12 protein-coding genes and 1 pseudogene are annotated in these 13,319 nt (G+C 61.0%); 2 read left to right on the top strand and 11 right to left on the bottom strand.

Going from position 1 to position 13,319, the window contains the following annotated elements; genetic code table 11:
* On the top strand, positions 1-165 hold a 165-nt coding region (locus BSG08_RS18525; protein WP_139274603.1), incomplete at its 5' end, for a transposase domain-containing protein.
* 168 nt (positions 166-333) lie between these two features.
* Here the strand turns inward: BSG08_RS18525 and BSG08_RS18520 are convergent.
* The 10 genes from BSG08_RS18520 to BSG08_RS18475 form a co-directional block, all read right to left on the bottom strand.
* Positions 334-1,038, bottom strand: a complete 705-nt coding sequence (locus tag BSG08_RS18520) for an IS6 family transposase (protein WP_093039323.1) — start codon at positions 1,036-1,038, stop codon at positions 334-336.
* Positions 1,039-1,069: 31 nt separating this feature from the next.
* A complete protein-coding gene (locus BSG08_RS18515) occupies positions 1,070-1,321 on the bottom strand; it encodes a DDE-type integrase/transposase/recombinase (protein ID WP_281248314.1) in 252 nt (83 codons plus the stop codon).
* 129 nt (positions 1,322-1,450) lie between these two features.
* Positions 1,451-2,164: a glutathione S-transferase family protein gene (locus BSG08_RS18510; protein WP_093039322.1), complete on the bottom strand. Its 714-nt coding sequence runs from the start codon at positions 2,162-2,164 to the stop codon at positions 1,451-1,453.
* Positions 2,165-2,198: 34 nt separating this feature from the next.
* Entirely contained in the window at positions 2,199-3,200 is a 1,002-nt protein-coding gene (locus tag BSG08_RS18505) for an Asd/ArgC dimerization domain-containing protein (RefSeq protein WP_093039321.1), read from the bottom strand.
* Positions 3,197-4,006 carry an ABC transporter permease gene (locus BSG08_RS18500; protein ID WP_093039320.1) on the bottom strand — a complete coding sequence of 270 codons (810 nt, stop codon included), beginning with the start codon at positions 4,004-4,006 and terminating at the stop codon, positions 3,197-3,199. Before BSG08_RS18500 ends, BSG08_RS18505 begins: the two co-directional genes overlap by 4 nt.
* Before the next feature lie 4 nt (positions 4,007-4,010).
* Positions 4,011-4,913, bottom strand: a complete 903-nt coding sequence (locus BSG08_RS18495; RefSeq protein ID WP_217649917.1) for an ABC transporter permease — start codon at positions 4,911-4,913, stop codon at positions 4,011-4,013.
* A gap of 3 nt (positions 4,914-4,916) precedes the next feature.
* The gene (locus tag BSG08_RS18490) at positions 4,917-5,969 is read right to left on the bottom strand and encodes an ABC transporter substrate-binding protein (protein WP_093039319.1); all 1,053 of its coding nucleotides are present in this window, start codon (positions 5,967-5,969) and stop codon (positions 4,917-4,919) included.
* Between the two features lie 86 nt (positions 5,970-6,055).
* A complete protein-coding gene (locus BSG08_RS18485) occupies positions 6,056-8,059 on the bottom strand; it encodes a hydantoinase B/oxoprolinase family protein (RefSeq protein WP_093039318.1) in 2,004 nt (667 codons plus the stop codon).
* On the bottom strand, positions 8,056-10,167 hold the full coding sequence (locus BSG08_RS18480) for a hydantoinase/oxoprolinase family protein (protein ID WP_093039328.1): 2,112 nt from the start codon (positions 10,165-10,167) through the stop codon (positions 8,056-8,058). The genes BSG08_RS18485 and BSG08_RS18480 overlap by 4 nt, the downstream gene beginning before the upstream one ends.
* A gap of 32 nt (positions 10,168-10,199) precedes the next feature.
* The gene (locus BSG08_RS18475; protein WP_245770753.1) at positions 10,200-11,453 is read right to left on the bottom strand and encodes an ABC transporter ATP-binding protein; all 1,254 of its coding nucleotides are present in this window, start codon (positions 11,451-11,453) and stop codon (positions 10,200-10,202) included.
* A gap of 116 nt (positions 11,454-11,569) precedes the next feature.
* Between BSG08_RS18475 and BSG08_RS18470 the strand changes: the two genes are divergently transcribed.
* A complete protein-coding gene (locus BSG08_RS18470) occupies positions 11,570-12,982 on the top strand; it encodes an aminotransferase-like domain-containing protein (RefSeq protein ID WP_093039317.1) in 1,413 nt (470 codons plus the stop codon).
* 109 nt (positions 12,983-13,091) lie between these two features.
* Here the strand turns inward: BSG08_RS18470 and BSG08_RS19750 are convergent.
* Positions 13,092-13,190, bottom strand: a pseudogene (locus tag BSG08_RS19750) (IS6 family transposase); the annotation flags it as partial.
* Positions 13,191-13,319: the final 129 nt, after the last annotated feature.

The following is a 13,319-nucleotide window of genomic DNA, read 5'->3' as shown; positions in this document are numbered from 1 at the left end:
GCCGCCATGTATTCCCTGATCGGCACGGCAAAATTGAACGACATCGATCCGCAGGCCTGGCTCGCCGACGTCATCGCCCGCATCTCCGACATGTCCGTCTCACGCCTGCACGAACTGCTGCCGTGGGAATGGAACCCCGAAACGCCCCAGGTCAAGGCAGCCTGACCGCGGCCCTCGGCGGATGTTTACGTTTGATCTTTAATTACGTTCCCCATAACTGATCTACAAAGAGGGGCCACTCGTTTCCTTTGAAGCATGCGTACGATGGTGCCCCACAGCGGGTGCTGGCAGACTAATTCGAACCAGTCTCCACAAGGACAGGGACACTGTCCATTAATTCGCGCAGAGACCACGCCACTCGGCGAGAGCGGCGGCGCGGTTCTGCTTGAAGAGGTGTCGGCTGGTGAGGCTGCGTTCCGTGTTGAAGAGGTTATAGACTGAGGCGTGGACGGCGGCGAACTTCTGCAACGTTCGCATGCGCCGAAAGCGGAGCATGGCTTGTTCCCGTCGTCGGAACGGCAAGTGCGAATTCTCTGCTCTATTGTTCAGCCAGCGGTCAGTTTCTTGGCGGTGTTCCGCACCAATCTCCTTCAGCGCGGCACCGTAGGACCGCAGCCGATCCGTGACGAACACATCGGTCCGTCCATGCTTCTTCATTGTTTTCTTGAGGAATTTCAGTGCAGCCTTCCTGTCTCTCGTTTTAGTGACAAAGCTTTCCAAGACCTCGCCTTCGTGATCGACGGCCCGCCAGAGGTAGTGCCGCTCGCCGTTGATCTTCACGAAGACCTCGTCAAGATGCCATTTCCAGCGGCTAGATTTCATCCCCTCGATCCGGCGTTTCCGGATCTCAGAAGCGAACATTGGACCGAACCTGTGCCACCAGAACCGGATGGCTTCATGGCTGACATCGATCCCGCGCTCGTGGAGTAGATCCTCCACGTTGCGAAGGGACAGCGGGAAGCGGACGTAGAGCATCACAGCCAGGCGAATGATCTCTGGGCTGGTTTTGAAGTAGCGGAACGGCCTGCGTTTTGTCATGTGCAAAGGCTAGCGGGCGCCCTGCCCCGGCTCAAGCAGAGTTGCTCTGACAAGACCCGGCGGCGCGGTTCTGCTTGAAGAGATGTCGGCTGGAGAGGCTGCGTTCCGTGTTGCAGAGGTGATAGACTGAGGCGTGGACGGCGGCGAACTTCTGCAACGTTCGCATACGTCGAAAACGGGGCATGGCGCGTTCCCGTCGTCGGAACGGAAGATGTGAGTTTTCCGCCCGGTTGTTCACTATTTTGACTTGTACCGCGAGCAGTGCCGTATTTCGGTGGTGCACCTTTTGACGGCATGGAGCATCTGCGACATGGTATCGACCTGATCGTCAAATTTTCCGTGGGGAAGGCTTGACCAATACGGATACTCTGACACCGCCAAATTCGCCGTTCGGCGCCCCCTGGGGACACAGCTACGGAAAGGCCATCGCGACTTCACGTCCGACGACCTCTGCGTCACTCTCGGCACGAGCCATCCATTCCTGCATCGGAGGGTAGTCCATATTGACGCCGATGTAGGGCGCTACATCGTCCGCGGCCTTCACATCGTAGGTCACGAATCTGCTGACCATGGGTGCGAAAAGCGCATCGACGAAATTGTACTGCGCGCCGAAAAGGTAAGGGCCGCCGGCGCCGTATTTCTCGCGACAATCACGCCATATCTCCTCCATCCTGAGCAGACCCTGACGCACGCCTTCGCGCCCGCCCTTAACCCCCGGCCCGTTCATGCGCGTGTCGATCGACGGCAGGCCGTTGCGGATGGGCCACCGCTTGACGAGGTTCATGGGCATCGCCACGCGGACCTCCTCGAATTCGCGATGGACTTCGGCGGCGATGCACCGGGCATGGCAGCGTGCGGCGAAATCATGCGGCCAGATATGGCCCTGCGGATTGAGTTCCCAAAGATACTCCGCAATCGCCATCGAATCCCAGATCACCGTTTCGCCGTCCAGCAGAACAGGAAGCTTCCCCGAAGGAGAGACCGCCTTGATCTCGCCCTTGGTTTCGGACCGGTAAAGAAATATCGATTTCACCTCGACCTCAAGGTCGGCAAGACGGCAGGCCAGCCACCCGCAAATCGACCACGAGGCGCTCCAGGCGTCTCCGACATAGAGAATTGCGGGCATTCGCTTTCCTTTCAGTGGCAAAAGCTATGGAAAATCAGAAATCTACAAGGCTCTGCGCCAGCATTTCGGCGGTCAGCACCATCGTGGCGGCCGAGCCTCTTTCCACATTGTTACCAACCAGCACGCAGCGCCAGTCGAGAACGGGGCATCGCGCGACCCCGCCGATGGACAGCGCCATGCCGCGCCCCGCGTCGGCATCCGGTACTGGGCGGGGCCGCCCTGGGTTTCTGAACAAGACAAAAGGGCGTTCCATCGCTGTCTCCGTGCGGGCGCGCGCGGACGTCAGGCGAAAGTCGTCCAAACAAGTCAAGATGTCGCCCAGCTCGCTTGGCCGACGTGTCTTGAAGGAAACAAGCAACGTATGCCCGACATTCACCGGAACCCGGACGCAACGGGCCGAGACGGGAAACTCCTCGGAAAAAATACGCCCCGTTTCGCGTTCTAGCGCGCGTGCCTCGCCGTCGAGATGCGGGTCAACGTTGCCCAGCATGTCCATCGCGCTCGGACCGGTTAGGTCCGCTCCCGACAACGCCTGAAGCGCGACAACGCTCACGGCGTCGATCCGGTGCTCGTTGCGCAGCGCGGTAAGCAGCAAAGACAGCATCACCGTCGTGCAGTTGGGAGTGGCGATGATGCCCGGTTCGGAGGGGATCGGGTGAATGTCCGGGATAATCAGGGGGATATCCGGGTGGAGCCGCCATTCCTCGGCATGCGTGATTACCCGTGCACCGCCCTCAGCGAAGGCGCGGTCGGCTTCTGCCGACTGACCATCGGGTAGGACTGAAAGCACCAGAAGGCCAGGTTTCGACAGGCGCGACAACGATGAGGCCGGACCACTGTGATGGTCGAGCGTCACCAGTTCGGTGGGCATACTCGATGTCATACGCCAGTCGCAGACCTCCCCATAGGGCATAGGGGGCCGCTCGGGGCCCAAGTCGCACAGGGCGCGCACTGCGAACGCCGGATGCCCGGCTAGCCGTTGCAAGAGCGCCTGCCCAATCAGCCGAGACGCTCCCAGGACAACCACCGGGATCATTCCGGCGTTCCGAGATGCCTAAGGCCGTAGAAACGCTCAATAATAATCAGACCAATCAGCGCAATAAGCATCTGAACCGTGCTGATGGCGGCAATGGAGGGGTCGAACTGGTGTTCGAGGTAGGAAAGCATGACTACCGGGAGCGTGCTGGTGGACGGGCTGCCGAAGAAGAACGACACTGGCAGGTTGTCAATCGAGACGAGAATCGAGAACGTCGCACCTGCGAAGATGCCGGGCTTGATCTGCGGCAGCACCACGTAGCGGATGATCTGCCAACGTGAGGCGCCGAGTATTACCGCGCTCTCCTCCTGATCGGGGGGCGCGCCGCGGTAGACCCCGGCGACCGTCCGCACGATGTAGGGCAATCCGACCACGGTGTGCGCAATGATCAGCGAGGTCAGCGAAATCCCCAACCCGATGGCAGACAGGTAGAACAGCAGGGCTAGGCCCAGCACGATCATCGGCATCGACAGCGGGGACAGCAAGAGCGCCATCAAGTATTCAGAAACGGCTGATTTCCAGCGAACCAGGTAGAGCGCTGCCGGAACGCCGGCGAGCACGGCGATAGCCGTCGATGCAAACGCGACCTTGATAGTCACCCAAAGCGAATCAATGAAGGGTTCGTATTCGACAATGCGGTGAAACCAGCGCAGCGAGAACCCCTCGATCGGAAAGCTGACGTAGTTGGCGGACGTGAACGACACCGCCACCACAACGACGATCGGAAAGATCAGGAAAACAAAAAATAACAGCGTAACGAGACCCAAGGCCCAGCTTTCGCGCGTTTCTTCTGCTAGTCGAGCCACCGCGTCACGCTCCCTTTCTGCGGATGAGCCGCAATTGGAAAAACAGGCATACGAGAGCCAGGACCAGCAACACTATGCTCATCGCAGCTGCGAAGGGCAGGTCGCGCGTCGTGTTGAACTGCTGGTAGATCAGCAGCGGCAGCGTTTGCAGCGATCCGCCCCCCAGCAGGAGCAGGGTCACGAAGCTGCCGTTGGCCAGCATGAAGACCAGGATCGCGCCGGTGCCCAACCCGTCCATGCTCAGTGGCAGGGTGATCTTGAGAAAGGTCTTGCCCCTGCTAGCGCCCAGCATGCGCGCGGATTCCTCCAACCTGCGGTCGATGCCCGACAATACCGAGGCGATGGAAAGGATCATGAAAGGCGCAAGAACGTGTACCAGCCCCAGAACTACTGCCACCGGGCTGTTCAGCAAGGACAACGGTTTGGAGATCAGATCCATCGACATCAGCCCCTCGTTGATCAGTCCGCGCCGGGCCAGCAGGACCTGCCAACCAAAGGTGCGCATGATAATTGGGGTCAGAAGCGGGGCGATTAGAAAAAAGATGATCAGATTGTAGAGCCGCGCGCTCGCGTGGCGCACCATGAAATAGGCGACGGGATAGCCCATCAGTATGCAGATTAGCGTCACCACGAGGCTCAACACCACTGTCTCGCCGATCACGCCGAAGTAGAAGCTGTCAAGAAAAAGCCGCTCGTAGTTCTGCCACAGTCCACCGCCGGGAGGGGGCAGCCGCCCCTCCCGTAAACTCATTTCGCCCACGAACCAGAGTGGGGCAATGAAGAACGCCGCCAACAACAGCAGCGACGGGATGATGTAGCCAAACCCCATTAGCCGCCAGGGGCGCACGGCTGCGCGCGCCCCTATGGTCGAAGCCATCGTCTCGAGTTCGGCATTCTTCCCGCTCATGGATCAGGCCCCGATTTCCCGGTTCCAGCGATCCACCCATGCCGGGATCGCCTCTCCGATCGCCTCGAAGGGCGGCCAGCGGGTATCTTCCCAAGGAGTGATCCGTTCCTTCAGCCAGTCGGGATAGACAACTTCGGAATTGGTGACGCCGTACTGAACCTTCTCGGCGAAGCCCAACTGCGGCCCGGGGGCAAGCATGCTGTCGATGTACTCCCACGCCGCGTCGGAGGAATTGACGACCTTCTGCACGACGACAGGGTTCATCACGCCGCCTTCTTCGGGATTGATGTACCCGATCCATTCGGCGCCGGTCGAGAAATGCGACCACGTGCGCCCGTCCCAGTAGATGCCCAGTTCCGCTTCGCCGGCCTCAAGGTGGTTGAGGAATTCGGTCGCGCCGCCGTAGAAGATCACAGCGTTCGCTTCCTGCAACTTCTTGAGGGCCTCGAAGGCGGGATCCACATTGTCCACGCTGCCGCCCAGCGCATCCGCCAGCGACCAGATCAGCATCTGGGGTGTCGGAGCATAGCTGATACCGGGTAGCGACAGGACGTATTCCCCCGCCAATGCACCATCTATCATCGCCTTGATGCTGCTGGGCGGGTTCGTGACTCGTTCCTTGTGATAGGCTATCCCGGCGGAGCCGTAGTCGAAAATCACCCCCCAGCCCTGCACGGCGTCGATAAAACGGTCCGGGATGTTGTCAATGTTCTTGAGCTTGGAGCGATCGATCTTCTCAACCAGGCCAGTGCGGCCCGCCACCAGAGCGAGGTCGATAGTGTTGACCAGAACGTCGATCGGCGGATTGTCGAGGCTGGCTTCGATTTGGCTCATCCATTGCGGGGGACCGCCGATCTGGATCTCAGCGGTGCCACCCGTGCGCGCCTCGAAATCGGCGACGAAAAGATCGCGGATCGCCTCTTCCCACACGCCGCCATAGCTGGTGACGACGATGGAGTCGGCCTGCGCGAAGGCGGGGCCGAAGGGCGCAAGGGCAAGTGTGCTGCTAGCCACGGTGCCAGCGAGAATCTGGCGGCGAGATAACTTAATCGACATGGGCTTATCCTCTTTCTAGGTTGAAACGAAACCGGCCGAACGACTTGCGGAATTGTCCGCCAAGCGGGAGGTGACCGAACCTCAGGTCAGTGTGAAAGCGCCTCCAACGCCTTTCGTGCGCGTGCCTTGATTGCGTCCGGGTCGGACAGCGCGGACGTGAACGTTCCTTCGGAGCCGCTGAGATCAGGCAGCGTCTCCGCGTAGAAGACCCTCCGGCGCCGCGATCGGCTCGATGCGCCGTGGTCCATCAGCGCCTCGTTGAGGCGCGCGACCATGTCGTTCGAGATTGCGGCATCCCAGGCATCCCGGTTCGAGCCGGGGTCAAAGTTTCTTGCGGTGGATGGTCTGTCGAGGTGCATCGCATCGCGGGTATCATGGGTCGCGGCACTGTCGACCCGGCCCTCGCTGATGACGACGCCGTAGGACCCACGCGCAGTCTCCTCGCTCAAGAACCCGCTGGCCACATCGGCTAGGACAAGCTCTTCGGGACGCTCCAGCGGATCGCCGTAACCACCGCCGCCGGGCATCAGAACAGTCAGCGTATCACCGCGCTTGACCGACAACATGTCGATTCTGCCGGTGTCGACTGCGTCGGGCGTGCCTTCGTTGAGGATCACGCGCATCGGCGCGCCGGGCTCGCCCCCAAAAACGCCCCAGGGACGGAAGCGAAAACGTTCCATACCACGGCCCAGGATGCGACCAGTTTCTGCCTCGATCCGGAACTTCAGCCTTACACCGACGCCGCCACGCCATTTGCCGGCGCCGCCGGAGTCGGGGCGAATCCCGTACTCGAGAATAGATACTGCGATCTGCGATTCGACCGTTTCGATTGGGTTGTTCGCCAGATTAGAAATGCTCGAATCGCGCCCATCGACCCCGTCCGCCCCTTTGCGCGCGCCACTCCCGCCGACCATCGGTTCAACCACCGCCACATGCGTGGCGCCTGAGGCAGGATCGTCCGCGGCCAGAACCACCGGCACCATCGCACCGCCGCTGGCCGCGGGCATCACATCCGGCAGAGCTTTCCCGAGAACCCCGTTCAACAGATCATTCACCCGCACCGCCGTCGCATGCCGGACACCGACCGCAGCAGGTGCGACAGGGTTGAGCACGGTGCCCTTGGGTACGGTGACACTGATAGGCCGGAACATCCCCGCATTCATCGGTGTCGTGGGGTCGAGCGTCATGATGAGGGCGATCATGCGCACCGTCAGCCAGGCGTGGCGTTTACCGTTGGTGGGAATGTTGAAAGCCGCCTCGACCTGAGGATCTGTGCCCGTGAAATCGAGGTGTATTTCACCATCCCGCGCCGTCATGGTCACTTCGAGCCGGATCGGGTACTCACTGACTAGGTCATCATCCATGTAGTCGACGAAGTGATATGTGCCATCACCGATCCGTCGCAAAACATCGCGTGACTTGATCTCGGCATATTCCTGCAGATCCGATCGCACAGTGCAGAAGGCTTCGATTCCGTGTCGCTCGATAATGGCCGAGACGCGCCGTTCACCCACATTGAGCGCCGCAATCATCGCCTTTAGGTCGCCGATATTTTCGTTGGGCGTCCGGCAGTTCGCTCGGATGAAGGACAGGACATCCTCGTTCCACTCCCCGTCGCGCATAAGCTTCATCGGCGGGATGAAAAGCCCCTCCTGGTAGAGTTCGTGATTGGTGGGCGAGATGCTGCTCGGCACCCGGCCGCCGACATCCGACAGATGCACAAAGCTCCAGCCGAAGCAGACCAGTTCGCCCTCGTGGAAATAGGGCTTCAGCAGATGCGCGTCGGGCGCATGCGTGGCCAGACCTTCGGAGGCATAGGGGTGGTTGGTGATGATCACGTCGCCCGGCTCGAGGTCCGAAATGGCCCGCAGAGTCGGTCCGCAATCGAGGTCGATGAAGCCCGAAACGCCAATAGCGCGCGGATAGGCAAAGAAGTGCCCGTCGAGATCGGCTAGCGCCGTGCCGAAATCGGCTGTTTCCTTTACGTAGAGCGTGCGACCGGTGCGCTGCAGGGCATGCCCCATTTCCTCAGTCGCCGCGCGAAGCTTGTTGCCGAGTATTTCAAGCAGAACAGAATCGAGACTTGTCATTTCGTGGCTCCGTTGCGGTCTGTTCGGGTGGCGATCAGGTTCCCGTTTCTGTCGGCAACCGCAGTCCATCCCGGCATGGCGAACACGGTGGTGTCGGATTGATCGATCAGGAAAGGCCCGGCGATCCGATGCCCCGCACCAAGGTCGTCGCGTCGGTAGACGGGCACGTCGGCCAAGACTCCCTTGACAAAGACTGACCGGGTTCCGGAACTCTCCGGCACGGCCTTCCCCTCCGCCAGCTTGGGCATGACCAGTTTCGGCACCTCGCCGACGGCACGGACCCGCAGGGTCGTGATTTCCAATCCGCTTTCGGTGTCACGAAAGCCGTAGGTCTTTTCGTGTGCCATGTGAAAGTGTTCGGCGACTTTCGCGGAATCGCGCTCAAGGGCAACCTCGCGGGGCACCGTCACCGACAAGTCGAACCCCTGTCCGACATACCGGATCTCCGCGCTGTGTTGGAGGTAGTGGTGGCCCAGGATGTCACCTTCGCCGACAATGAAATCCATCGCCTCCTGTTCGAGTGCGGTGAAAGCTTCCCAGACATCCCCATCGCCGTTGCCGTCAGCGAAGGGCCGCCGGAACGAACGGACGAAATCGCGCTTGACGTCGGCCGTAAGGGCTCCGAGGGCGCAGAAGGTGCCGGCGGCGGGCGGCACGATCACGTTTTTGACCTCCACCTCCTCCGCCAGCATGAACGCATGGGTCGGTCCTGCGCCGCCGAATGGCATCAAGGTCAATTCACCAGCATCGACGCCTTTCTGAGCCAACGCCTTGAGCATCTCGCTGGCCATGCTGGTACTGGTGACGAGAAGCGCGGCTTCGGCAGCGCGCGCGGCCCGGTCCTCGCCCGTAATGCCAAGCCGGTCGGCTACCTCGCGCAGCGCGGTTTCAGCACTAGCCCGGTCCAGCTTCTGGTTGCCACCTAGGAAACGGTCCGGGTCGATGATGCCGAGCGTCAGGTAGCAATCGGTCACTGTGGGCGCGGTGCCACCCCTGCCGTAGGAAATCGGACCGGGATCGGCTCCGGCGCTGTTCGGGCCGACCTTCAGAACGCCTTGGGCATCCGTCCACACGATGGAGCCGCCGCCCGCGCCGATAGCCGACACGTCCACCACAGGCATCATCAGTGGCAGGTCCCCCACGTGCGTGTGGTTGGTATAACCCGGTTCGCCCCCCATCGAGATGGCGATATCGCTCGATGTGCCACCCATGTCGAAAGACAGCACGCCCAGAAGCCCGTCACCTTCGCCCTCGCCCGTGGAGGCGATATGCGTGGCCGCAGCGACGCCTGCCGCCGGGCCGCTCAGCATGGTTTCGATCGGGCGCGCTCGCGCCGTGGCGATCGACAGGGTACCGCCGTTTGAGGTGGTGACGTATATCGGCGCCGCGATACCGTACTCGGTCAGCTTGTCTTCCAGCCGCGAAAGATAGTCGCTCATCAAGGGCTGGATCGTTGCGTTCAGGGTAGCCGCGATGCCGCGCTCGTATTCGCGGATCTCTGACCAGATGGTGGTTGACGCTGTGACATCCACGTGGGGGAGCCTGTCCTGCAGGGACGCAACGACCTCGCGCTCGAAAGCGGCGTTCATCGGGGCATTTATCAAAAGAACGGCGACCGCCTCGACATCGAGCGCGCGAATCCGGGCTGCGGTGTCATCCAGCGCGGCCTCATTCGGTCGGCTGACCACCTCGCCGGTGGCGCTCAGCCGGGCCGGCAGTTCCAGAACGCGGGATCGGGGGACCAACGGCTCTTCCTTGCCAGCGCGGAAATCATAGGAATTCGGCATCCGGCATCGCGCGATTTCCAAAACGTCGCGGTTACCCTGGGACACCACGAGGGCCGCTCGTGCGCCCTTCCGCTGAATCGTGGTGTTCAACGCGAGGGTCGTTCCGTGGACGATGAGGCCAATATCGCCCGGATCGATTTTTTCGCGCTCGATCAGAACGCGCAAGCCTTCCAGGACCGCCTCCGACGGATCCAGGGGGACGCTTGGTTGCTTGTGATAGACAAGCCGCTGGCCGACCTGATCGGCCAGCACAAAATCCGTGAAGGTGCCGCCAACGTCGACGCCTACCCTGTAGCGTGCAGTGGCAGTTGATTCGTTCATTTGATCGATCCCGTTCATTCTAAAATCGCGTCTTAATCTTTGAGCACGACAGCGTTCTTCGGATTCCAGCCGACGGTGACGGCATCGCCCTGCGCGAATCCAGGCCCGTCCAGATTGGATGCCTGTTGATAGATCACGAGCGGCATCTCGCGACCGGCAACGGCAACCTGAAACACATGGTTGTTACCCCGGAAGACGTGACCCGTGACCCGTCCTGACAGCCCGACGTCGCTGCCAACGGTTGCCGGGCTGGCGGGGGCTTCCTGTCCGCACAACCACATCTTTTCCGGGCGGATGGCCACGGTGAGTTCACGACGCCCGGTACCTTCGGCACGGGCCAGAACCGCGCCGTCACCGGCGCCCGCGGCAAAGCGGACGTTGCCCTGCCCGTCCTCGACGCCGTCAAACAGGTTCGCCGTCCCGAGGAATTCAGCGACGAAGCGTGATTTCGGCTGATTGTAGATTTCGGCGGGCGGACCCGACTGAACCGTCTGCCCGTCGCTCATAACGACGACCTGATCGCTCATCGTCAGCGCCTCTTCCTGGTCATGGGTGACGATCACCGTAGTGATCTGCAAGCTAGTCTGGATCCGGCGCAACTCGAACTGCATCTCCTCTCGGAGATGTCGGTCAAGGGCCGCCAGAGGCTCATCGAGCAGCAACACCGCCGGATTGGTCACTAGCGCCCGGGCCAGCGCGACGCGCTGTTGCTGTCCGCCCGAGAGCTGGTTCGGATAGCGGTCCTCGATATGAGGCAACCGCACCAGCGTCAGCATTTCAGCGGTGCGGGAGGCGATCTCTTGCGGTTCCATCCCCGCCATCCGCAACCCGAACGACACATTCTCGGCAATCGTCATGTGCGGAAACAAACTGTAGCTTTGGAACACCATCCCGAGTCCGCGCCGGTTGGGTGGCACCCGGGTGACGTCTTTGCCCCCGATCAGGATGCGCCCTTCGTCGGGGGCTTCCAGACCCGCCAGCATCCGTAGGGTCGTAGTCTTGCCACAGCCGGACGGGCCAAGCAGTGCCGTCATGAGGCCGGGCGCAATGTCGAGTGTCGTCGGACGCAGGGCCACGACCGATCGGAAGCGCTTGGAGATGCCATCCAACCTCACCGGAACGCCCTTCGCGCCCGGCGAACCACGATCTGCATCGATGGCAACCCCGTAAGGCTTGGACGTCGAGCATCGAGTAGCTTTCATGGTATCCCCGGCTGTCTTTTCTTGCGAGAGAACCGGATATCCGGCACGGAGCGGTTCACCGTCGCATGGGTCGAGATAGGACATATCGCATTTTGCTATGTCAATTTTTAGATTGTCATAGTATCAATCGTACGGCATCGACCGCATTGCAGTATGGGCTGGACCGAAATAGCGAACGAAAAATTCAAGAAACCATTTGAATGAAAGGACTTATTATAAGTAATCGAGCAAACGAAAAGCGGCAGACTTACAGGACGATCAGCCGGCTTATCGCTGAGCAAATCCGCAAGGGGCACTATCAACCTGGTGACCGCCTGCCGACGCATCGGCGGCTTGCTGAGAAAACAGGCGTCGCCATTGCCACTGTCAGCCGCGCCTACGAGGAATTGTCTCGAATCGGTCTCGTGTCCGGAGAGGTCGGTCGTGGCACGTTTGTCAGACGTACGCCTGGTCCCAAGCCAATAGACGCGATCCGCACGCCGCAAGTTTCGACCAGGATAGATCTGTCGATCAATCAGCCCGCGGTCTCCGAGATGCACGACAACGCCTTCAAGGACGCACTCGAACGATTGAGCGATCCATCTGCCGGCGCGCTGCGCCGCGAACTGGCGAGGTATCAACCTAGTGCCGGACGGTTCGATCACCGCCAGGCCGGTGCGAAATGGCTCGCGACCTACGGATTGGAGGTCGACCCCGAACAGATCGTGCTTTCCAGCGGCATCCAACAGGGTTTGATGATCTCGGTGGCAGCGGCGTTCCGTCCCGGGGACGTCGTGATCGTCGAAAACTTGACAAATCCCAGCTTTCGATCCCTTGCTAGTCTTTTCCGCCTGACCCTCGTCGGCGTGCCGATGGATGAGGACGGTATTATCCCCGAGAGCCTTGACCGGCTTGCGCAGGAAAAAGGCGCGAAGGGACTCTACACGATGCCGAGTTTTCAGAACCCCACAGGCGCCGTCATGCCCGTAGAACGCCGGGCCAGGATCGTGGAGATCGCGGCCAGGCGCAATCTAGTGGTGATCGAGAACGCGGCATATGATCCGTACCTGACCGTCCCGCTACCCTCCCTCTACCAATGCCTCACGGCCAGAGCCATGCCAGCCTTCCATATCTCCGCGCTGACCAAGGTGGTCATGTCTGGGGTCCGGATCGCCTTCGTCGTGCCCCCGGCTGGGATGCTATCGCAAGTGGCGGGGGCGGTATTTGCGACGACCACAGTTGTGCCACCCCTAGCCGCCGAGATCGCATCGCAGTGGATCATTGACGGCACGGCTCAAAGGCTGACCCAATGGCAGCGCAAGGAAGCGCGCGCGCGCCACAAAATCGTTCGAGGTAGTCTCGGTGATCTAATCACGCCGGACGCGAAACCCTGCAATCATCTGTGGCTCAAAGTGCCGGAACCATGGCGTGCGGACGAAATTTTGTCGCTCTGTCGCGCGCAAGGCGTGATCTTGAGCCCGCCTGAAGCGTTCGTTGTGGGACGCTCTCAGGCGCCCCAGGCCATTCGCCTGAGCCTCGGAGCAGCCCGTGACCGGAAAAGCCTGGGCTCAGCCGTCGACGTGCTAGCAAAGGTCCTGAACGGCGCGCAGATACCGCCGCCGGCGTTCACCTGACAAGTTTCTGGATGGCCGTGCTTGTGTTAGACCGTGCCCGGCACCCGGATCGGCTGGTGCGCCGAGCGGAAATGCGTGTCGCCGCCAACCTTCGGCTGCAACGCGGACGATTGTCTTGACGGAACGGGAACCGGACGTAAAGCATCACAGCCAAGCGGATGATATCCGGGCTGGTCTTGAAGTACTTGAAGGGGGAGCGTTTGGTCATCCCCGGACGCTAGCCAGCGCCCTGCCCCGCTTCAAGTCAAGTTGCTCTGACACCACCGTTCGAGACGATGAAGAGAGGCGGTGCCGACAGGCTAAGAAACGTGGTCTTGCCACAAGGGTCAGACGTCGC

The organism is Roseovarius azorensis, from assembly GCF_900109455.1.
Lineage (GTDB): Bacteria > Pseudomonadota > Alphaproteobacteria > Rhodobacterales > Rhodobacteraceae > Roseovarius > Roseovarius azorensis.
This window is presented reverse-complemented; position numbering and strand designations above follow the sequence as displayed.

Bases quoted from the DNA above. Each gene is read 5' to 3' on its own strand.
- BSG08_RS18520 (WP_093039323.1), bottom strand. From the start codon at position 1,038: ATGACAAAACGCAGGCCGTTCCGCTACTTCAAAACCAGCCCAGAGATC.
- BSG08_RS18510 (WP_093039322.1), bottom strand. From the start codon at position 2,164: ATGCCCGCAATTCTCTATGTCGGAGACGCCTGGAGCGCCTCGTGGTCG.
- BSG08_RS18505 (WP_093039321.1), bottom strand. From the start codon at position 3,200: ATGATCCCGGTGGTTGTCCTGGGAGCGTCTCGGCTGATTGGGCAGGCG.
- BSG08_RS18495 (WP_217649917.1), bottom strand. From the start codon at position 4,913: ATGAGCGGGAAGAATGCCGAACTCGAGACGATGGCTTCGACCATAGGG.
- BSG08_RS18490 (WP_093039319.1), bottom strand. From the start codon at position 5,969: ATGTCGATTAAGTTATCTCGCCGCCAGATTCTCGCTGGCACCGTGGCT.
- BSG08_RS18485 (WP_093039318.1), bottom strand. From the start codon at position 8,059: ATGACAAGTCTCGATTCTGTTCTGCTTGAAATACTCGGCAACAAGCTT.
- BSG08_RS18480 (WP_093039328.1), bottom strand. From the start codon at position 10,167: ATGAACGAATCAACTGCCACTGCACGCTACAGGGTAGGCGTCGACGTT.
- BSG08_RS18475 (WP_245770753.1), bottom strand. From the start codon at position 11,453: ATGTCCTATCTCGACCCATGCGACGGTGAACCGCTCCGTGCCGGATAT.
- BSG08_RS18470 (WP_093039317.1), top strand. From the start codon at position 11,570: ATGAAAGGACTTATTATAAGTAATCGAGCAAACGAAAAGCGGCAGACT.